This window comes from Microbacterium sp. NPDC060117 (genome assembly GCF_042729315.1).
GTDB lineage: Bacteria > Actinomycetota > Actinomycetes > Actinomycetales > Microbacteriaceae > Microbacterium.
Map to the genome: position 1 here is coordinate 562,079 of NZ_JBHWXR010000003.1, position 19,332 is coordinate 581,410.

The following is a 19,332-nucleotide window of genomic DNA, read 5'->3' on the forward strand; positions in this document are numbered from 1 at the left end:
CGAATCCGGAGAAGAACCGATGAACGACTACCAGGATCCCTCCCTGCCGATCGATCGCCGTGTCGAGGATCTGCTGAGCCGGATGACGGTCGCCGAGAAGGCCGCCATGATGTTCCACCCGTCCACCGCTCCCGCGGGCGACGGACTCAGCGAGACGGAGGCCCTCGCCGCCGCCGAGCGCTACGCCGGCGCCGTCGGCATCAGCCATTTCAACGTGCTCGGCGGGGAGGACAGCGCCGCCGTCGCCGAGTGGCACAACACCCTGCAGGAGATCGCCGAGTCGACCCGGCTCGGGATCCCGATCACTCTGTCCTCGGATCCTCGGCACGGCTTCCGCAGCAACCTCTTCACCGGGCAGGCGCTGGACAGTCTGTCCCGCTGGCCCGACTACCCGGGGATCGCGGCGATCGGCGGGCTCGACGCCGCCCGCACGTTCGGCGACACCATGCGGCAGGAGTTCCTCGCGATGGGCATCCGGGTGCTGCTCGGCCCCATGGCCGACATCTTCAGCGAGCCGCGCTGGTCGCGCGGGTCCGGCACCTTCGGCGAGGATCCGGAGCGCGTCGCCGACCTGACCGTCGCCTTCATCGAGGCGCTGCGCGGCGGACCAGAGCTCGGCCCGGAGTCGGTCGCCGCCGTCGTCAAGCACTTCCCCGGCGGTGGCCCGCAGCTGCGGGGCGACGATGCGCACGACCCGCGCTACCCCGAGCAGGTCTATCCGGGCGGGCAGCAGGAGCTGCACCTGCGCCCGTTCGAGCGCGCCTTCGCCGCCGGAGCCACTCAGGTCATGACCTACTACGGCAAGCCGGTCGGCACGGCATGGCCCGAGGTCGGGTTCGCGTTCAACGCGCCCGTGGTGCAGGACATCCTGCGCCGCCGACTGGGCTTCGACGGCGTCGTCGTCACCGACTGGAACCTGCTCGAGGCCGAACCCATGGGTGATCTGCAGTTCGGCCCGAATGGATGGGGGCTGGAGCACCTCACCCCGGGCGAGCGCGCGGCGATCGCGATCGACGTGGGCGTCGATCAGTTCGGTGGAGACCGCAATGCGGCTCTGATCGAGGAGCTCGTCGATTCCGGCCGGATCCGGGAGTCGCGGCTCGACGAATCGATCCGGCGGCTGCTGCGGGAGAAGTTCCGTCTCGGAGTGTTCGAGCACCGTCGCGTCGACGTGGCCCGCACTCGGGAGATCTGCGGATCGCCGGAGTTCACGGCCCGCGGGGTGCGTGCGCAGGCGCAGTCCCTGGTACTGGCGACGGCGGACGCGCCAGTGCTCGCGACCGGTGCGCGGGTGCTGCTCGACGGTGTCGCGGCGCAGGCCGCCCGCGACGCCGGTCTCATTCCGGTGACGGATGCCGCCGAGGCGGACGCGATCGTGGTGCGTCTGGACGCGCCGTTCACCCCGGGCCGCGGATCGCTCGGTGACTTCTTCCACGGCGGCACGCTCGCGTTCGACGACGAGATCCTCGAGCGACTGACGGCATACGCATCGGTCGCGCCGGTCTTCGTATCGGTGTACCTGGAGCGCCCCGCAATCCTCGGCCCCCTGGTCGAGGTCGCCGCGGCGGTCGTCGGCGATTTCGGCGCGAGCGATGCCGTGCTGCTGGCGGCGTTGCAGGGCCGGGCGGCGATCACCGGTGCGTTCCCGTTCGACATCCCGGCATCGATGGAGGCGGTCGAAGCATCCCGCGAAGACGTGCCCTTCGATACCGCGGAGCCGCGCTTCCACACCGGTTTCGGCGTGCGGCGCGCGCAGAGCGCAGGCTGAGCCCGCACCGGCTCGGCGGAGACGGCCGGTCGCGCGGTCTCCGGGATCAGCGTGCGGCGGCCTCGGCGGCTCCGCGCCCCCAGCGGAACGGGGACACGGTCGGATCCCCGGGGATCCAGAACCGCCAGGGGAACGCGTCCGTGCCGGCGTGACCGGCGACGCCCACCCGCGGGCCGGAGGCGATGTCGGCGAGCGGCTCCGCGAGCCACAGCTCGGCAACCGCACCGGCCCGCGGCCGCCCGGTGATCGCGTCGATGCCGTCATGCTGCGGGTGCCGCAGGCCCGAGGCCTGCCCGAACCGCCCGGGGCCGCGAGCCAGGTCGCGCCGCTGGGTCGCGCGGAGCGGCAGCACACCGCTCTCAGGATCGATTTCCTCCGGGGGCGCGATCCGCTCCGTTCTCGGTGATTTCGCCGAATCCACGCTGAGAACGGGAAGTAGCCCGCGCCGCACCGCCGCCACCTCGACACCCGTCTCGACCTCGCCGGCACGCAGCAGCACACCGCCGGCCACGCCGTCCGGTCCGCACACCACGTTCACGCACGAGTGGATGCCGTGGCTGAGGTAGACGTACAGATGCCCGGGCTCGCCCCACATCGTGGCGTTGCGCGCGGTACGCCCCATCCGGGCGTGCGATCCGGGGTCGTGCCGGTCGCCGACGCCCTTGCCGTGGTAGGCCTCGACCTCGGTGATCCGCAGCTGCACCTCCGCGCCGTCCACGAGCGTGCGCAGCCGGGCGCCGAGCAGACGCGGCGCCACCTCGAGCGGCAGCGCCAGCAGGTCCTCCCGCGTCGCGCGGCGCAGCCCCGCACCGTCGGATCCGCTCCTGCTCGTGCCGCCGCGGCGGGCGTCGGATCCGGTCATCGGCTGGCGGACCCGGTCATCACCGGTGCGGCGCCTGCGCGCACCACGAGGGGTCGAAGCCCGCCAGCACCACGAGCTCCTTGCCGGTCTTCGTGTCGACGATGTGCGTCTGCATCGTGGTCGGCAGCGGCAGCAGCGACTGGTCGTACGGGTTGTTGACGAGCTTGGGAGCCACCACGATCGCGCTGTACTGCCCGCTCGGCGACGGGCAGGCCTGCATGATCGCATCGGATCCGGTCACGCTGAACAGCTTCGTGGCCTTGCCGTCGTCGCCCACGCGCGTGACGATCTGTCCGGTCGGCAGCCCGGTGGCGTCGCGGGTGGCGACCTGTCGCAGCGTTCCGCCCGGGAAGGGGGCGATCGTGCCGGGCACGCCGAAGTCGGGCGTGGAGGCGGCCAGGGGCTTCTCGGATCCGTCCGCGAGGTTCAGCTCGACGAGGTCGTTGCCGCGGCTCACGATCGCCGTGTAGGTGCCGCGGGAGATGCCCTCGACGGTCTGCGCGGCGCCGAGGGCGGTCGGCTTCGCCTTCGCGTCGGCGCGGTCCTCGACGTACAGCGCGCCGCTGAAGTCGATGAACAGGGCCGAGGACGAGTCGGGCACGAACGCCCATTGGGCGATGCTCGGCATCTTGTCGCCGACCGTGACGATCTGCGGCTCGCCGTCGCCCGTGAGCGACTGGGTCACCAGGATGCTCGCCCGACCGCTGGTCGCGCTGATGCCCTTGTCGGTGAAGGTGTATCCGACCAGGTTCCCGCGTTCCGACACCTGCAGGTTCGAGAGGAACCCGGCGCCGGGCAGCTTCAGCTGCCGCTGGTTCTTGCCCTTCCGGTCCATCACCAGCAGCACCGACGCGCCGTCCTTCTCGGTCGCCACCACGAGGTGATCGGCGGTGGCCCGGAAATCGTCGATCTTCTCGTGCTGCACCACCGGGACCGCGTTCTTGCCACCGAGATCGGTGAGGAAGATCGTGTCGTCGCCGTCGGCGTTGCGCTGGAGCAGGAAGATCGTCGACTTCGGCGTCTGGAAGGTCGCCTGCAGCGTGCTCTGGCGCTGCTTGTCGGTGCCGGTCGCGTCCTTCACGGTGACGGTGTAGTTCGTGTCGTCGTCGAGCGGCACGGTGAAGCGGATCCCGAGGTTGCGCCCCGACGTGTCGACTGTGAACGGAGCCTGCGGACTCACGGTCACCTGTTTCGGATCCACCTTCGCCAGCGGCTGGCTGGCGGTGATGATCATGCGGGTGCCGGAGGCGTCGATCGCGGACTGCGCGTCGATCTTCACGCTGCTGATCCGCGGTCCCTGCAGCAGCGTGATCACCCCGAACGCCGCGACCACGACGACGAGCACTGCGATCACCGCGCCGAGGACCAGCGGGAACCGTCTGCGGCGCTTGACGGGTACGGGCGTGGGATGCGGCTGCCACTCCGGCGCCTGGAGCCGTGGATCCGTGGGAGGTTCCTCGACACGCGCATCGTCCGGCACGAGGGGCGGGTCCTGTTGATGCACACGCGTGGCCGCTGGCGCACCGGGCGCCGGGGCCGCATCCGGGCCGTCGGTCGCGTCCGGGCCGCCGGTCGATTCCTGGCCCGGTTCGTCCCTCGAGACGCTCACGCCCGATGGCCCGTTCGGGGTGCGTCGCGGGCCCGGCCTCGCGTCGAAGACCTGCTCGGGCGCGGCGGAGCGGGTGACCGGCGCTTCCGCGGCCGGCACGGCGGGGATCCGCGGAGCCTCCGGGACATCCGCTGCAGCCGGAACCCCGGGCGTCGCAGGTGCCGGCGCGGAATCATCGGGAGCAGCCGGCTCGGCGCCCTCCGGCGCCGACGCGGAGCCCTCCGGCGCCGCGGGCTCCACGGCAGCCGTCTCCTCCGCGGCGCGGCGCGCGCGCAGCTCGGCGCGGGTGAGGGGGTGATCCGCGTCGTCAGTGCTCATAGGGGTCCTTCGGCTCCGGGATCTTCGACACACTGGCCGGCACGATCGAGAGCTTCCCGTCCGCACTCGCGCGGACGGTCCCCTTCACCTGGATCCAGTCGCCCACAGCGTACTGTCCCTGCCAGCCGCTGATCTGCACGGGCACCGACGCGGGCTGCGCGTCAAGCACGCAGTGCGTGATGACCATGCGGGTGAGGTGCGCCTGATCCTTCGCGGATCCGCTGGGCGTCAGGAAGCCCGTGAGGGTCACCGTGGATCCGTCGTACTTCTCGGGCCGGGAGCCGGTGGCGAACACGCTGGCCCAGCCGCCCACGCCGAACGTACTGGTGTCGGTGTTCGCCCCGAGGGCGACGTCGTCGGCGCCGGCGAACAGCACGTTGCCCATGGGGGCGCGCTGCATCGCCATGTCCACCGAGAGGGATGCGGGAGGCAGCAGCAGCGCGCCGGCGACGACGCCGGTCGCGATCACTCCGCCGGTCGCACCCACCACGGCCCCGAGGACACGGCGCGAGGACGATGCGTGCGCGTGATCGTGGTCGTGGCCGGCGTTGCCGTGATCGTGCCCGTGATCCTGCTCCGCGCCGAGCGGCAGCACGCACGACCACACGGCCCCGACGAGCGTCACGATCGCGGCGGCGACGGCGAACCACACGGTCTCGGGGCTGATGTAGAGGGTGAGTCGTCCCGTGAAGGCGAGGGCGAGGGTGGCGATCGCGAGCGCGGCCGCCAGGCCGGCGCCGAGCCAGCGGGTTCCGAGGGCCTGCGCGCGGGAGGGCCGGTGCGCGGTCGTCGTCTCAGGCAAGGATGTTCACCCCGATCCCCAGAGCGAAGCCGAACAGGACCACGATGCCGACGATCCCGGCAAGGGTGCGGGCGGTGAAGGTGGTGCGCAGCAGCGCCATCATCTTGATGTCGACCAGCGGACCCACCAGCAGGAAGGCGACGATCGCGCCCGGGGAGAACGTCGAGGCGAACGAGAGCGCGAAGAACGAGTCGACGTTCGAGCAGATCGCCACCGAGATCGCCAGCGCGATCATCGCGACGACCGACAGCAGCGGGTTCGAGCCGATCGCCAGCAGCACGTCGCGCGGGACGAGCACCTGCACGGCGCCGGCGAGCGCGGATCCGATGATCAGCGCGGGCATCACGGCGCGCAGCTCGATGAGGAACTGGGCGAGACTCCGGCGGATCCCGGATCCCTGCTCGTGCACGACCACCTCGCAGGTGTCGCGGAAGCGCGCGGTGAGCAGCGCGTCGGGATCCGGATGACGACTGTAGACCCAGCCGATCAGGTTCGCGACGAGGTAGCCGCCGACGAGGCGGGCCACGAGGATTCCGCCGTCGAAGCCGAAGGCGGCATGGGTCGTGAGGATCACGATCGGGTTGACGATGGGCGCCGCGATCAGGAAGGTCAGCGCCTCCGCCGGCCCCAGGCCCCGCATCATGAGGCCGCGCGCGAACGGCACGTTGCCGCACTCGCACACCGGGATGAGCATGCCCAGCAGCGACAGCACGGCCCGGCGCGCCCAGCCGCGCTTCGGCAGCACGCGCTCGATCACGCCGGCGGGCAGCCACACCTGCACCACGATCGAGAGCAGCACGCCGAGGATCACGAACGGCAGCGCCTCGAACAGCACACTCAGCGACAGGGTGAGCCCGTCCTGCAGCCGGTTCGGCAGGCGGGCGGAGAACAGATGCGGCGCCAGCACGTCGATCGCGACGAGGGCCGCCACCACGGCGACGCCGATCGCAGCGCCGATGAGCGCCGCGCGACCGGACAGCCGCGGGGGTGGGGTGCGCAGCGCGTGCGGAGTCGCCGCGCCGTCTCGTGCGGCAGTCGCACGGCGGCCGGGGGTCGTCAGGGTCACGCGGGGATCACTCCTGGGCGGCGTTCGCGCAGCTCGCGCACAGTCCGAAGATGTCGACGACGTGCTCCGCGTCGCGGAAGCCGTGCAGGGCCGCGGTGCGCTGCGCCCACTGCTCGACGTCGGTGGCCTCGATCTCCACGGTCATCCCGCAGGAGCGGCAGATCAGGTGGTGGTGGTGGCCCTCGCTGCTGCACGCGCGGTAGAGCGCCTCGCCCTCGGGGCTCTGCAGCGAGTCAGCCTCACCCGAGGCCGCGAGCCCGGCCAGGGCGCGATAGACGGTCGCCAGGCCGATGCCGGTGTTGGCCTCTCGAAGCGCCTGGTGCAGCGTCTGCGCGCTGACGAATCCGCGCACGTCGGAAAGCTCTTCGCGCACGCGTTCGCGCTGCCACGTGTTCCGCTGAGCCATGCCTCGAGTCTAGAGCGGGGTTCTGGTCCGCGGCTGGGAGCGGCGTATCCGTGACCTCCGAGCGAGGATGGGGTCGTTGAGCGAGGCCGCCGCACGGTCGTTGAGCGAGGTCGCGCACCGACCGAGTCGAAACGCAGACCGAGACGAAACGCGGCGACCTTGCGAGATCACCGCGTTTCGTCTCACTCGCGCTGCGCGCGTGTTCGCTCAACGACCCCGGAAAGGGTCAGGCCTCGGCGCCCTCCGCGGATGCCTCGGCCTCTGCAGACCCCTCCGCTTCCGCGGCGGCGGGAGCGGATCCGGAGGCCTCGCTGCCGAGAGCGCCGTCGGGGCGGATCAGCTCGCGCACCTCGGCCATGAAGCTGGTGAGCTGCTGCTGCTGCCAGCGCAGCTGACGGGCGCGGTCGTCGGCGTCGCGCACGACGTTGGCCGTGTGGGCGGTGACCATGTCGACGATCTTCTGCGACTTGGTGCGGGCGCGGTCGAGGGTCTCGCGGGCGCGCACCTGCGCCTCGGCCTCGATCGCGCTGGCCTGCGAGCGCATCAGGCGCTCGTAGTCCTCGGCCTTGGCAGAGATGCGCTCGGCGTGCGCGAGCGAGGAGGCGACCTGCTCGTTGGCATCGGCGGTGATGCGCTCGGCGTGCGCGACGGCCTGGTTGTGCAGCACGAGGAACTCCTGCTGGGCGTCGTCCTGGCGGCGCGTGAGGGACTCCTCCATCTCCAGCACGCGCGCGTTCATCTCGCGCACCTCGCGCTCGGCCGAGACCCGCAGATCGGTCGTCTCGCGGGTGACCATCGCGCGCAGCGCGGCCGCGCCCTTCTCGGCCTCCGTGCGGATCGAGTGCGCCTCCTGCTCGGCGTGGTTCACCTTCTCGGCGGCGTGCGCGGCCTCGCGCTCGACCTGCGCCGTGTGCGCGGTGAACTCGGTCTCCATCTTCAGACGCACCTGGTCCGCGTCGCGCTCGGCCTGCGCCGTGATCCGTGCGACATCGGCGTCGAGTTCGGCGCGCTTGGCGGCGGCCTCGTCGCGGGCGGCCTCGAGCAGGCGCTCCGCCTGCACCGCGGCGTTCTGGATCAGGACGCTGGCCTGCTCCTCCGCCACGCGCAGCACGGTCTCGAACTGCGAGCGCGAGGTGGCCTCGTCGATGTCCTCCTGGGATCCGGCCAGGGCCGTGCTCAGCGACTGGATCTGCTGCGCCGACTCGGCGATCTTCGCGTTCGCCGTCGCGAGGTCGGACTCCAGCTGCGCCGCGCGCTTCTCATGCGCGGCGGTGGCCTTCTCCAGGTCCTGGCGGTGCTTCTCCGTGACCTTGCCGAGCTCGCCGCGCAGGTGGGCGTCGGCCTTCGCGCCCGACTCGGTCGCCCGCCGCAGCTCCTCGGTGAGCGCGGTCAGATGCGCGTCGACCTCGGTCTTGTCGTAACCGCGGAAGCCGATCGTGAAGGACTGCTGCGTCGTCGGGTTGTCCAGCAGCTGATCGAAGAAGTCACCCTGGGGGGCCTTGTCCTCGGTTGCTCGGTCCTCAGTTGCCTCGGCCACGTGCCGCGCCTTTCTGTTCGCCCCTCCTGCTCCGGGGCAGGGGGGATGCGCCAGGAGGATGGATGCGGAGGGGGAATCGCGTCGTCCGGCGCCCCTGGGTGCGGGGTCCGCGATCCGCGCGAGTCCTGAAGATCCTAACCCGCCGTTCCGTTGTGCCGACAGGGTCGGAGCAAGGCCGGACGCGGAACGATCGCCTGGCGGATCGCCGCATCGACGACCGCGGTCCGGGCGCGGAATCGTTCCTGACCGTTCTCAGGATCATCTGTCGGAAGCGGGCGCCCCGCACGTGACTTTCCGCTCGAAGGCGGACCCCGTCCTGAGAACGGTCATCGCGGAGAGCGCGACCGCACGAGATCCTCACCCGGCGTCGAGCTGGATCCCGGCGATCACCGCGTGGATCGCGACCTCGGCGCGTCGACGCTGCTCCGCCCGGCCCACGCCCGCGAGCGGTCCGCGCAGGCAGAGCTCTGCGAAGCCGTGCACGGTGGCCCAGCACGCCCACGCGGCGTCGTCCCGGCGCTCCGCTGCGAGGCCGCCAGCCGCGACGAGATCGTCGAGCGCGGCCGTCAGCGCGACGAACGCGGGCGCCTGCCGCACCGTGGCGGGATCCGGCGGCCGGATCCCGAAGAAGACCACCGCGAACCAGCCCGGCTCATCCAGGGCGAAGTCGACGTAGGCGGCGCCGATCCGCTGCAGCCGCGCGGCCGGAGAGCGGTTCGGGGCATCGGTCATCGCGGCGGCCAGGCCCTGCTGGATCGCCGCCGCCGTCGCGTCGAGCAGCGCCGCACGGTTCGGGAAGTGCCGGTACGCGGCGTTCGGCGAGACGCCGGCCCGACGGGTCGCCTCGCGGATCGTCACCGCCGCGGGCCCGCCCTCGCGGCCGAGGTCGACGGCCGCCTGGACGAGGGCGGTCGCGAGATCGCCGTGATGGTAGGCCACCGGATCCCCTCTCGCTTCGTCCCCCGCGGCCCTTGTCCTGGCGGGCGCACATGTGTACGGTGTGAACATAGCAGATGTGGACGCCGTGAACATCGGCGCCGCCGCCGCGAACGGAACGACCATCGGAGGAAGTCATGACCGCTCTGCCCCCTGTCGTCGACGAGCAGACCTGGCGCGAGGAGCTCGCGAAGCTGCGCGTGCGCGAGAAGGCCGCGACCCGCGAACAGGACGCGATCGCAGCCGCGCGGCGGCGCCTGCCCGCGGTGAAGCTGCCCGAGTACACGCTGATCGCCGAGGACGGATCCACCGTCACCCTGGCCGAGATCTTCGACGGGCACAGCCAGCTCGTGACCTACCACCATATGTGGACCGACGGCGCCACCTGGCAGTGCCCGGGCTGCACCGGCGGCACGGCGCAGTTCGCGCGTCCCGACATCGTGGAGCCGCTGGATGTGCGGTTCGTCGTCGTCACCAACGGGCCGATGGACGAGATCCTCGCGTACAAGAAGCGCGTCGGGAACCGCATGACCTGGTACTCCTCGGCGGCGTCGACCTTCGGCGCGGACATGAATGCCGGTCCGGGTGAGGGATTCGCGTACAACGTGTTCCTGCGCGACGGCGATGACGTCTACCGCACCTGGCACACCACCGGCCGCGGCGCCGAGCAGTTCATGCTCACCTTCGCGATCGCGGACGTGCTGCCGTACGGGCGTCAGGAGGTCTGGCAGGACGTCCCGGACGGCTGGCCCCAGCATCCGACCTATGAGGGATGGCCGGGGTCGAAGGAGATCGCCGAGCGCTACGGCGATCCGGCCGCATAGCGGGATTCACGCGGTGCGCGGACTCGGCCGCGTCAGCGGTTCGTCCTCAACGGTGCGCAAGGTGCGCAGCCAGGCGACCTTCTCGGCATCGTCGTCGCCGAGCGAGGACGGCATCGACTCCCCCGTCACGGCGGAGCGGGGCGGGAGCAACGCGACGGCGATGGCCGTGGTGAGCGGAACGGCGAGCACGAGCCCGATCCCGCTGCACAGCGTGCGGACGACCTCCGTCGCGATGTCCTCCAGGCTCAGCAGGCTCACCATCGGCTGGTCGTACACGTAGAGCAGGAGCACGACGCTGAGGGATGCCCCCACATAGGCGAACACGATCGTGTAGATGGTGGACGCGATGTGGTCCCGTCCGATGCGCATCGCGCGGCCGAAGAGCTGCCGCCGAGAGAGCTCCGGGGCGACCGCGCGCAGCTCCCAGACGGAGGAGCTCTGCGTGATCGTCACGTCGTTGAGCACGCCCAGGCCGGCGATGATGATCGCGCAGGTCAGCAGCCCTTGGAAGTCGACCTGCGGCACCATCGGCGCAAGGAAGCCGGCGCTCTCGTCGAGGCCGCTGAGCCGGGTGGTACCGACCGCCAGTTGGGCCAGGATCGCGGTGATGGCGACACCCGCCAGGGTTCCCGCAAGCGCGGCGCTCGTGCGCATGGAGACGCCATGCGCGAGATACAGCACGACGTAGAGGATCGCAGAGGATCCGACGAGGGCGATCGCCATCGCGGGCCCGGCGTGCAGCAAGGCGGGCAGCATGAACATCACGATCATGGCGCCGCTGAAGACCAGCCCGACGAGCGCGAGCAGGCCGCGGAGAAGTCCGACCACGAGCACGATCAACACGAACAGTCCGGCCCACACCGCGAGCGGTACGGTCCTGACCACGCCGAACGCCGCGATCCCCGGATCCACCCCGCCCGGCTGCGGGACGTTCGCGCGCCCCGGAACCTCGGTCACCCGCAGCTCGAGCCGGTCGCCGGGACGCAGACCCGCACGGGCGAACGGCCCGTTCAGCATGGTCGTGACCTTGTCTCCGGCACGGGCGCCGCTCTCGATCCTGACCTGGGCGATCACGCAGGGCGCGGGGGCCGCGCCTCCCGCAGCAGGGGCCGCGACGCCACCAGCGCCCGATTGACCAGTGGGACCGGCGCCCGCTCCCCCGGAGCCGGTTGCCCCGCCGGATCCGCCGCCCGCCGATGGTGGCAGATCCGCGCAGTCGGTCAGCTTCACGATCTCGCCCGTCGGATAGGTCGTGCTCTGTGCGGAAGAAGCAGTCGCTGCGCCTCCCGGACGCGCCGCGGTGGGCCACAGGAGCAGCAGTCCGACGATCGTCACCGCTCCGACGACGATCAGCGTTGTCAGCAGAATGCGCCGGGGAGTCCGTGCGACGCGAACCTGCCGGATCGCCGCCGAGTCATGTCCGTGCCCGTGCCCCATCGCCGAACTCCTCCACTCGCCCCGGGAGGATTGTCCCCCCGGGAAGACCGGTCGCGCGGCACGCGGTGAGGCGCGGCGGCGCGACGGTCGATCACGGCTGGCGCACCGCCGCCTCGGGTCGGGTCGCCGCGCGCACGACGCGATCCCGACGGGATCCGATCGCGCGACAGACGAGGTAGATCACGAACGAGACCGTCGTGATGTACGGGCTCACCGGGAGCGTCCCCATCACGGCCAGGAGGATGCCGCCGACCGCGGACGCCACCCCGAACACGGCTGCCAGCACCGGAACCGAGAGCGGGCCGGAGCGCACCCGCATGGCGGCGGCGGCCGGTGTCACGACGAGCGCCATCACCAGCAGCGCGCCGATGATGTGCACCGCGACCGCCACGACCAGACCGAGCAGCAGCATGAACGCGAAGGAGACGCCGACCGTCGGAACGCCGCGCGCGGCGGCCGACTGCGGGTCGAGCGAGTCGAAGCGCAGCGGCCGCCAGATGAGCAGCAGGCCCACCAGCACGAGGGCGCAGATCCCGGTCAGCCAGCCGAGCTGGTCCGACTGCACCGAGACGATCTGCCCCGTCAGAAGACTGAACCGGCCCGCCGCGCGCCCGCTGTAGAGCGAGAGGGCGAGGATCCCGATGCCGAGACCGAACGGCATGAGCACGCCGATGATCGAGTTGCGGTCGCGCGCGCGAGCGCCCAGCCAACCGATGATCGCGGCGGCGATCAGGGAGCCGACGATCGAGCCGGTGACGACGTCGACGCCCACCAGCAGAGCGACAGCAGCGCCCGCGAAGGACAGCTCGCTGATGCCGTGCACCGCGAAGGCCATGTCGCGCTGCATCACGAAGACGCCGATGAGACCGCCGACGAGGCCGAGCACGGCTCCCGCCCAGACCGAGTTCGAGACGAGTGCGAGGATCTCGCCGTACTGGGAGAGGCCGCCGAACATGGCCTGGCCGATGTCCGCGAGGTTCATGCGGCCGCCTCCCCGTCCGGTCCGACATGGTTGTGATGATGCGCGGCGCTCTCCGCATCGGGCGCGCCGACGACGACCAGCCGACCGCCGACCTCCGAGACGAAAACAGGAACCCCGTAGAGGTCCGAGAGCACTCGCGTGGTGAGCACCTCGTGTGGCGTGCCCAGCGTGAACCGCCCGTTCGCGAGGTACAGGATCCGGTCGACGATGTCGAGCACCGGGTTGATGTCGTGGGTGACGAGAAGCACACCGGCACCGGTGCGGCGGTGCCGATCGATGAGCTCCACCACTGCTCGCTGATTGGCCAGGTCGAGGCTGGTCAGCGGCTCGTCGCAGAGAAGCAGCCCTGGGTCGTCGGCGAGCGCCTGGCCCACACGCAGCCGCTGCTGCTCGCCGCCGGAGAGAGTGCCCGCGGGGCGATCCGCGAAGGAGTCGGCTCCCACCGCCGCGACCAACGCGTCGATCCTGGCGCGGTCACCGCGGCGCGGGATCGGCAGGCCGAACCGGTGCCCGTCGACGCCGAGCGCGACGAGGTCGCGGCCCCGCAGCGATGTCTCGGGCGGCAGCGGGCGCGCCTGCGGGAGGTAGCCGATACGGCGGTTGCCGCGCCGACGCACCGGCTGCCCCGCCGCCTCGATGGTGCCCTCGGAGAGCTGCTGCAGACCGAGGATCGCGCGCAGCAGCGTGGTCTTGCCGGTGCCGCTGGGGCCGAGCACCGCCACGAGCTCGCCCGCGGCCACATCGAGGTCGAGTCCGCTCCACAGCTCTCGGTCGTCCCGGCGGATGCCGGCACCGCGGATCCGCAGCAGCGGAGCGGCCGGAGACTCGGCGGGAGAGGTCACTTGTCGAGGTTACGCGAGAGCGTGTCGATGTTGTCCTTCATCCAGGACAGGTAGGTCTTGCCGTCCGGCACCAGCTCGGTGACCTCCTGCACGGGCACACCCTTCTCTTTCGCGACGCCGATGACCTTCGTGGTCTCGGCACCACCGGCCTGGGCGTTGGCGAACAGCGCCTTGACCTCACCCGACTCGACGAGGTTCGTCGCTTCGAGAAGCGTGGCTGGCGGGACGTCCTGCCCCTCCTCCACCGCGTGGCTGAAGGCCTCTGGCGTCACGTTCACCAGGCCGGCGGCCTCCGTCAGGTACAGCGGAACCGGCTCAGTGACGAAGATCTTCTCGCCCTGATGGGCACCCTTGATCGTCGTGAGCGAGGAGTTCAGCCCGGCGAGACCCTGCTGGAAGGTCGCGAGGTTCTTCTCGAAGTCGGCCTTGTGCTCGGGGGCGATGCCGCTGAGCTCGTCGGCGACCTTCTTCGCGACGTCCTCGACGACCCCCGTGTCGTACCAGACGTGCTCGTTGAATCCCTCGGCGGTCTTCATGCCATCCTCACCCTTCGGCCAGCTCGGCGCGAACGTGACCGCGGTGACGACAGGAGCCTTGCTCCCCGACTTCGAGACGAGGTCGCCGAAGAACGAGTCATAGCCGCCGCCGTTCTCCAGGATGAGCTTCGCGCCGCGGACCTTCAGCTGATCCGCGGCGGTCACCTCGTACTCGTGCGGATCCTGCGACAGAGAAGCGATGACGGAGGTGACCTCGACGTGATCGCCGCCGATCTCCTTCGCGACGTCGCCCCAGACATTGGTCGACGCCGTCACCGCGATGCTCCCCGCGCTGGATGAGGACGCGGGGCCGGCCGTCGAGGAACAGCCCGCGAGAGCGAGGATCGAGGCGGCGGCGAGAGCGAGGGCGACGAGGGGCTTCTGCATGTCCTCGACACTACGTTAAATGAGAATCATTATCAAAACGGCGGAACCGGACGTCGTGCCCATTCCGCTCCCTGGTCCCGTATCGCCCCTTCCGCGCCCTGCGAAAGGGCACTACGGGACCAGCGAATCGTACGAAAGGGCGTTACGGGACCAGCGAGCGAGGCGGAGAATTTCGGATCAGCCCCGCAGCCAGACCGTGCTCTCACCCGGGATCGCGCCGTCGACGAGCGCCCCGAGCACCACATCGCCGGAGTCCGCACCGAGCGCGAACGGCTCGGTGCCGAAGTTGGTCACGACCTGCCAGCCGTTGGGCCGCACGAAGCGCAGCACGTCGTCGCGGCCGGTCTCGATCCACTCCAGCGTCTCGCCGGTCTGCAGCTCGTGGCGCAGCGCGAGGGCGCGGCGATACGTGTTGAGCGAGGAGGCCGGATCCGCATCCTCCGTCTCGACCGCGTAGCCCGCGAACCAGGCCGGCTGCGGGATGTGCGCGCCGGCGGCGCCGAAGCCGAACGACGACCCGGTGCCGGCCCAGGGCAGCGGCACGCGGCAGCCGTCGCGGCCCAGTCCGTCCCGGTCGGGGTCGGCGCCGCGGAAGAACGCCGGATCCTGCCGGTCCTCGGCCTTGATGTCGGCGACCTCGTGCAGGCCGAGCTCCTCGCCCTGGTACAGGTAGGTGCTGCCGGGCAGGCCGAGCAGGAACAGCGTCGCGGCGAGCGCGCGACGTCCACCCCGCTCCAGGTCGACCTGATCGGCGGGGCCGCCGGCGAGGATCCAGGCGGACCCCTGCTTGACCGCGCGGCCGTTCAGCGGCTCGAGCCCGTAGCGGGTGGCGTGCCGCACCACGTCGTGGTTGGAGAGCACCCAGGTGGAACTGGATCCGGTCGCGGCGCTCTGCGCGAGATTGTCGGTCACGATGTGCCGGAACTGCGCGGCATCGAAGTCGGCCTCGAGCAGGTCGAAGTTGAACGCCTGGCCGAGGCCCTCCGGGGACGCGTACTTCGCCCGCCGCTCGGCGGTGGCGACCCAGGCCTCGGCGACCGCGATGCGCGGCGGGTCGTACTCGTCGAACACCTGCCGCCACTCGCGATAGATGTCGTGCACGGCGTCACGGTCCCACATCGGGTGCTGTCCGCCCGTGGTGTCCATCGCGTCCAACTCGGCCTGGCTCGGCAGCACTTCCGGGAGGTCCTTGCTGAGGCCGTGCGCGACATCGATGCGGAAGCCGTCGACGCCCCGGTCCGACCAGAACCGCAGGGTCTCCAGGAACTCGGCGTGCACGTCGGGGTTGTCCCAGTTGAAGTCCGGCTGCTCGCGCGCGAAGAAGTGGAAGTACCACTGGCCGTCGCCGACCGCCTCCCACCCCGCGCCGCCGAAGACGCTCGTCCAGTCCGCGGGCGGAAGCTCGCCGTTCTCCCCCAGCCCGTCGCGGAAGATGTAGCGATCGCGCTCGGGCGAACCCTTGGGCGCGGCGAGCGCGGCCTGGAACAGCGCATGCCGGTCGGAGGAGTGGTTCGGCACGATGTCGACGATCACCTTGATGCCGCGGCCGTGCAGGGCGGCGATCATCTCGTCGAAGTCGGCCAATGTGCCCAGCCGCGGATCGACGTCCCGGTAGTCGGCGACGTCATAGCCGCCGTCGGCGAGCTCGGAGGGATAGAACGGGCTCAGCCACACCGCGTCGACGCCCAGGCCGGCGAGGTAGTCGGCCTTGTCCACGACGCCGCGGATGTCGCCCAGGCCGTCGCCGTCCGAATCGGAGAAGCTGCGCGGATAGACCTGGTAGACGACCGCCTGGCGCCACCAGGCGGCATCGGCGGATCCGGTCACGGGGGTGTCGGTCGCGAGGACTGCATCGGTCATGGGGTTCCCTTCTGGGGTTGCGGTTCAGGTGGTTCGAGGGGGCGTCAGCCCTTGACGGCGCCCTGGGTCACGCCCTCCATCACCCAGCGCTGGGTGAACAGGTAGGCGACGATCGCGGGAGCCATCGCCATCAGGTACGAGGCGAAGGCGACGTTGTAGTTGCTGCTGAACTGGTTCTGGAACAGGTTCTGCCGCACCGGGAGGGTCTGCAAGGCCGGATCCGAGATGATCAGCGACGGCATCATGAAGTCGTTCCAGGCGTACAGGAACGCGAAGATGCCGACCGTGGCGCTCATCGGGCCGAGCAGCGGGAAGATGATCTGCCAGAAGGTCTGCCAGGTGCTCGCGCCGTCGATCCGGGCGCTCTCCTCGAGCTCGAGCGGGATCGACCGCAGGAACGCGGTGAACAGCAGCACGCTGAAGCTGAGCTGGAACATCGTGGCGAGCAGGATCACCCCGAACGGGTTGTCCAGGTGGGTGAGCCCGGTGAGCTGGATCTGCGGCAGCGCGACGACCGGGAACGGGATGAACATCGCCGCGAGCAGGTAGAAGAACGAGTACCGGAACAGCCGGTGGTCCCAGTTGCGCACGATCGCGTACGACGCGAACGCGGCCAGCACCACGGTCAGGAACACCGTGCCAGCGGTGACGAGCAGCGAGACCCCGGCGCCGACCGGGAACTTCGTGAGGTCCCAGGCCTGCGTGAAGCCGTCGAGGCTGAAGGGGGCCGGCAGCGAGAACGCGTTGCCGTCGACCGCCTGCTTCGAGGTCTTGAACGCCATCGAGATCGTGACGTAGAGCGGGATCAGCACCGTGACCGTGCACAGGATCAGGATGATCGTCCCCGACCAATTGACCCGCTCCATCCGGATGCGGGGCTTGCGCCCGCCCAGGGCGATGGCCTGGGTCGTGAGGAGGTTCTGGGTGGACATCAGAGTGCGTTCCTTCCGCGCGTCACGGACAGCTGCAGCAGCGAGATCAGGATCGCCACGATGAAGAAGATCGTCGCGTTGGCCATCTGGTAGGCGTAGTCGCCGCCGTTGAAGCCGGCGATGATCGTCATGGCGACGCTGCGGGTCGCGGTGCCGGGGCCGCCGTCGGTGAGGCCCTTGATGATGTCGTACGCGTTCAGGAAGCCCTTGAACCCGAGCACGATGTTGATCACGAAGTACCCGGCCACGAGCGGCACCGTGATCCGAGTGAGCTGCTGGGACCTGTTCGCCCCGTCGATGCTCGCCGCCTCGTACACCTCCCCCGGAATCGAGAGCAGGCCCGCGATGTAGATGAGCAGCGTGCCGGGGATCGCCTGCCAGGCGGTCACGATCACGATGCCGACCCACGCCAGATCCGGATTCGCGAAGATGCTCGTGGACAGCCACGGGATCCCCGTCGCCGACCCGAGCGCGGGGATCGAGTTCGAGAACAGGAAGTTGAACACGTAGGCGATGATGATGCCCGAGATCACCATCGGGATCACGAAGATCGCACGCAGACCGGTCTTGAACCGGATGCGCGAGACGAGCCCGACGGCCAGGAGGAAGGCGAGCACGTTCACCACGATCACGGTCGCGATCGAGAAACCGAACGTGAACAGGTAGCTCTGCAGGATGGCCGGGTCGCTGAACGCGGCGATGTAATTGGTGAACCCGTTGAACTTCCAGGTGCCGATCCCGATGGAGTCGGTGAAGCTGAAGAAGATGCCCATGACGGCCGGCACGGTGATCGCCAGCGTGAACAGCACCAGGGTCGGCAGCAGGAACAGGTAGTAGATCGGCTCGATCCGGCGGCTGCTGCGCCGGATCCTCCGGTCACCGCCCGTCACGATGGTCGTCGTGGCGCTCATTTCTCGCTGCCCTTCGTGTCGCTCGGGAGCTTCGGGGCGAGGAAGGCGGCGCGCGCCCAGTCCGCGTCCATCGTGCTCAGGGTGCCCTTGACGCTGCCCCCGAGGGCGATCGCCTGGACGTAGTTGAAGACCGGGATCGTCTTCGGCACGAGCACCGAGGCGCCCTGATAGACGGCGCCCTTGTCGTAGTACGGGATCATCCCCGCGATCCGCGGATCGGTCGGCATCGTGGCGTCGGTGGTCGGCGCGAAGCCGAGCTGCGAGGCGTTGTAGGCGTCGATCACCGAGGGCTGATAGAGGTAGGCGAGGAAGTCGCGTGCGGCCTTCTGGTGCCGCGATCCGGTCGGGATCATCGCCGCGAGATCCATGTTCACGCGCACCTTGAGGTCGCTCGGATCGTTGGTCATCGGCAGCGGGAAGGTCCCCAGCTGCAGGTCCGGCGAGGTCTTGGCGATCTCGCCGAAGGCCCAGGGCCCCTGCAGGTACATGGCGCCCTGCCCCTTCGCGAACGCGAGATTGCCGTCCACGTACGCCTGACTGCCGGCATTGGGCTGGGTGTAGTCCTTGATGAGCTGCGTCATCTTCTCGACCGGCTTCGCGAAGTCCTTCGAGAAGGACGTCTGCGAGGCTGGGCCGACGTTCGTGCCCTCGGCGTTCAACTTCGCGAAGAAGTCCACCACCGGCACCTCGCCGCCGACCGCGTAGTCGTACCAGCCCTGACCGATGGTCCAGTTGTCCTTGAACGTGCCGTAGAACGGGGTGACCCCGGCCGCCTTGAGGGTGTCGCTCGCGGCGATCAGCTCGTCCCAGGTCTTCGGGATCTGGATGCCGTACTTCGCGAAGATCTCCTTGTTGTAGATCACCGAGGCGGCCATCACCGAGTACGGCAGCACGGTGGTCTTGCCGGGGCAGGTGCCGTACTGGTCCAGCAGCGGCTGCAGATCGGTGCGGATCCGCCCCGCCTCGGCCGTGTCGGAGAGGTCGGTCAACGCGCAGCGCTGCACGAACCGTGCGACCTCGAAGTTGTAGTTCGCCAGCATCAGGTCCGGCGGGTTGCCGCGCACGAAGCTCGCGGAGACCACGTCGACGCCGGACGTGTCGATGACGACGTTCACCTTGTTCTGCGAGGCGTTGTAATCCTTCACGACCTTCGTCATGAAGTCGATCGCCTCGCGCTTGCTGAAGGTGAAGCGCACCGTCTCACGGCCGTCGGCGGGGGCGCAGCCCGCGAGGGCTCCCCCGGCCACGGCGAGCGCGGCGACGGCAGCGAGCGCCCTCGCGATCCGCGTTCTCTTCCCAGACACCATCGTCCTCGTC

17 protein-coding genes are annotated in these 19,332 nt (G+C 70.2%); 2 read left to right on the forward strand and 15 right to left on the reverse strand.

Annotation, left to right across the window (positions count from 1 at the left end):
- Positions 1 to 19 precede the first annotated feature (19 nt).
- On the forward strand, positions 20 to 1,768 hold the full coding sequence (locus ACFWCK_RS14320; protein ID WP_378806475.1) for a glycoside hydrolase family 3 protein: 1,749 nt from the start codon (positions 20 to 22) through the stop codon (positions 1,766 to 1,768).
- A 46-nt stretch (positions 1,769 to 1,814) separates the two neighbouring features.
- Here the strand turns inward: ACFWCK_RS14320 and ACFWCK_RS14325 are convergent, their stop codons facing one another.
- The 7 genes from ACFWCK_RS14325 to ACFWCK_RS14355 form a co-directional block, all read right to left on the reverse strand.
- Positions 1,815 to 2,630, reverse strand: a complete 816-nt coding sequence (locus ACFWCK_RS14325; protein WP_378806476.1) for a DNA-3-methyladenine glycosylase — start codon at positions 2,628 to 2,630, stop codon at positions 1,815 to 1,817.
- A gap of 19 nt (positions 2,631 to 2,649) precedes the next feature.
- On the reverse strand, positions 2,650 to 4,557 hold the full coding sequence (locus ACFWCK_RS14330; RefSeq protein WP_378806478.1) for a hypothetical protein: 1,908 nt from the start codon (positions 4,555 to 4,557) through the stop codon (positions 2,650 to 2,652).
- Positions 4,547 to 5,359 (reverse strand): TIGR03943 family putative permease subunit, encoded by an 813-nt coding sequence (locus ACFWCK_RS14335; protein ID WP_378806480.1) that lies wholly within the window; start codon positions 5,357 to 5,359, stop codon positions 4,547 to 4,549. The genes ACFWCK_RS14330 and ACFWCK_RS14335 overlap by 11 nt, the downstream gene beginning before the upstream one ends.
- The gene (locus tag ACFWCK_RS14340) at positions 5,352 to 6,359 is read right to left on the reverse strand and encodes a permease (protein ID WP_378806760.1); all 1,008 of its coding nucleotides are present in this window, start codon (positions 6,357 to 6,359) and stop codon (positions 5,352 to 5,354) included. Before ACFWCK_RS14340 ends, ACFWCK_RS14335 begins: the two co-directional genes overlap by 8 nt.
- 73 nt (positions 6,360 to 6,432) lie before the next feature.
- Entirely contained in the window at positions 6,433 to 6,831 is a 399-nt protein-coding gene (locus ACFWCK_RS14345; protein WP_233310996.1) for a Fur family transcriptional regulator, read from the reverse strand.
- Between the two features lie 226 nt (positions 6,832 to 7,057).
- Positions 7,058 to 8,368, reverse strand: coding sequence for a cell division initiation protein (locus ACFWCK_RS14350; protein ID WP_233310995.1), 1,311 nt, complete (start codon positions 8,366 to 8,368; stop codon positions 7,058 to 7,060).
- Between the two features lie 357 nt (positions 8,369 to 8,725).
- Positions 8,726 to 9,307 (reverse strand): TetR/AcrR family transcriptional regulator, encoded by a 582-nt coding sequence (locus tag ACFWCK_RS14355; protein ID WP_378806482.1) that lies wholly within the window; start codon positions 9,305 to 9,307, stop codon positions 8,726 to 8,728.
- Between the two features lie 134 nt (positions 9,308 to 9,441).
- Here ACFWCK_RS14355 and ACFWCK_RS14360 point away from each other — a divergent pair, with 134 nt between their 5' ends.
- Positions 9,442 to 10,128 carry a DUF899 family protein gene (locus tag ACFWCK_RS14360; RefSeq protein ID WP_378806483.1) on the forward strand — a complete coding sequence of 229 codons (687 nt, stop codon included), beginning with the start codon at positions 9,442 to 9,444 and terminating at the stop codon, positions 10,126 to 10,128.
- 6 nt (positions 10,129 to 10,134) lie between these two features.
- Here ACFWCK_RS14360 and ACFWCK_RS14365 read toward each other — a convergent pair whose 3' ends face one another.
- The 8 genes from ACFWCK_RS14365 to ACFWCK_RS14400 all read right to left on the reverse strand — a co-directional run bounded on the left by ACFWCK_RS14365 (position 10,135) and on the right by ACFWCK_RS14400 (position 19,319).
- Entirely contained in the window at positions 10,135 to 11,565 is a 1,431-nt protein-coding gene (locus ACFWCK_RS14365) for a YibE/F family protein (RefSeq protein ID WP_378806485.1), read from the reverse strand.
- Positions 11,566 to 11,656: 91 nt separating this feature from the next.
- Entirely contained in the window at positions 11,657 to 12,547 is an 891-nt protein-coding gene (locus tag ACFWCK_RS14370; RefSeq protein ID WP_233310991.1) for a metal ABC transporter permease, read from the reverse strand.
- Complete coding sequence (locus ACFWCK_RS14375; RefSeq protein ID WP_233310990.1) at positions 12,544 to 13,389, reverse strand: metal ABC transporter ATP-binding protein; 846 nt, start codon at positions 13,387 to 13,389, stop codon at positions 12,544 to 12,546. Before ACFWCK_RS14375 ends, ACFWCK_RS14370 begins: the two co-directional genes overlap by 4 nt.
- A complete protein-coding gene (locus ACFWCK_RS14380) occupies positions 13,386 to 14,312 on the reverse strand; it encodes a metal ABC transporter solute-binding protein, Zn/Mn family (protein ID WP_378806487.1) in 927 nt (308 codons plus the stop codon). The genes ACFWCK_RS14375 and ACFWCK_RS14380 overlap by 4 nt, the downstream gene beginning before the upstream one ends.
- Positions 14,313 to 14,489: 177 nt before the next feature.
- The gene (locus ACFWCK_RS14385) at positions 14,490 to 16,172 is read right to left on the reverse strand and encodes a glycoside hydrolase family 13 protein (protein ID WP_378806488.1); all 1,683 of its coding nucleotides are present in this window, start codon (positions 16,170 to 16,172) and stop codon (positions 14,490 to 14,492) included.
- A gap of 44 nt (positions 16,173 to 16,216) precedes the next feature.
- Positions 16,217 to 17,104: a carbohydrate ABC transporter permease gene (locus ACFWCK_RS14390; RefSeq protein WP_378806489.1), complete on the reverse strand. Its 888-nt coding sequence runs from the start codon at positions 17,102 to 17,104 to the stop codon at positions 16,217 to 16,219.
- The gene (locus ACFWCK_RS14395; RefSeq protein WP_378806490.1) at positions 17,104 to 18,015 is read right to left on the reverse strand and encodes a carbohydrate ABC transporter permease; all 912 of its coding nucleotides are present in this window, start codon (positions 18,013 to 18,015) and stop codon (positions 17,104 to 17,106) included. Before ACFWCK_RS14395 ends, ACFWCK_RS14390 begins: the two co-directional genes overlap by 1 nt.
- The gene (locus tag ACFWCK_RS14400) at positions 18,012 to 19,319 is read right to left on the reverse strand and encodes an extracellular solute-binding protein (RefSeq protein ID WP_378806492.1); all 1,308 of its coding nucleotides are present in this window, start codon (positions 19,317 to 19,319) and stop codon (positions 18,012 to 18,014) included. The genes ACFWCK_RS14395 and ACFWCK_RS14400 overlap by 4 nt, the downstream gene beginning before the upstream one ends.
- Positions 19,320 to 19,332: the final 13 nt, after the last annotated feature.

Coding starts and splice junctions, on each gene's coding strand:
- ACFWCK_RS14320 (WP_378806475.1), top strand. CDS start 20: ATGAACGACTACCAGGATCCCTCCCTGCCGATCGATCGCCGTGTCGAG.
- ACFWCK_RS14325 (WP_378806476.1), bottom strand. CDS start 2,630: ATGACCGGATCCGACGCCCGCCGCGGCGGCACGAGCAGGAGCGGATCC.
- ACFWCK_RS14330 (WP_378806478.1), bottom strand. CDS start 4,557: ATGAGCACTGACGACGCGGATCACCCCCTCACCCGCGCCGAGCTGCGC.
- ACFWCK_RS14345 (WP_233310996.1), bottom strand. CDS start 6,831: ATGGCTCAGCGGAACACGTGGCAGCGCGAACGCGTGCGCGAAGAGCTT.
- ACFWCK_RS14360 (WP_378806483.1), top strand. CDS start 9,442: ATGACCGCTCTGCCCCCTGTCGTCGACGAGCAGACCTGGCGCGAGGAG.
- ACFWCK_RS14365 (WP_378806485.1), bottom strand. CDS start 11,565: ATGGGGCACGGGCACGGACATGACTCGGCGGCGATCCGGCAGGTTCGC.
- ACFWCK_RS14370 (WP_233310991.1), bottom strand. CDS start 12,547: ATGAACCTCGCGGACATCGGCCAGGCCATGTTCGGCGGCCTCTCCCAG.
- ACFWCK_RS14380 (WP_378806487.1), bottom strand. CDS start 14,312: ATGCAGAAGCCCCTCGTCGCCCTCGCTCTCGCCGCCGCCTCGATCCTC.
- ACFWCK_RS14385 (WP_378806488.1), bottom strand. CDS start 16,172: ATGACCGATGCAGTCCTCGCGACCGACACCCCCGTGACCGGATCCGCC.
- ACFWCK_RS14390 (WP_378806489.1), bottom strand. CDS start 17,104: ATGTCCACCCAGAACCTCCTCACGACCCAGGCCATCGCCCTGGGCGGG.
- ACFWCK_RS14395 (WP_378806490.1), bottom strand. CDS start 18,015: ATGAGCGCCACGACGACCATCGTGACGGGCGGTGACCGGAGGATCCGG.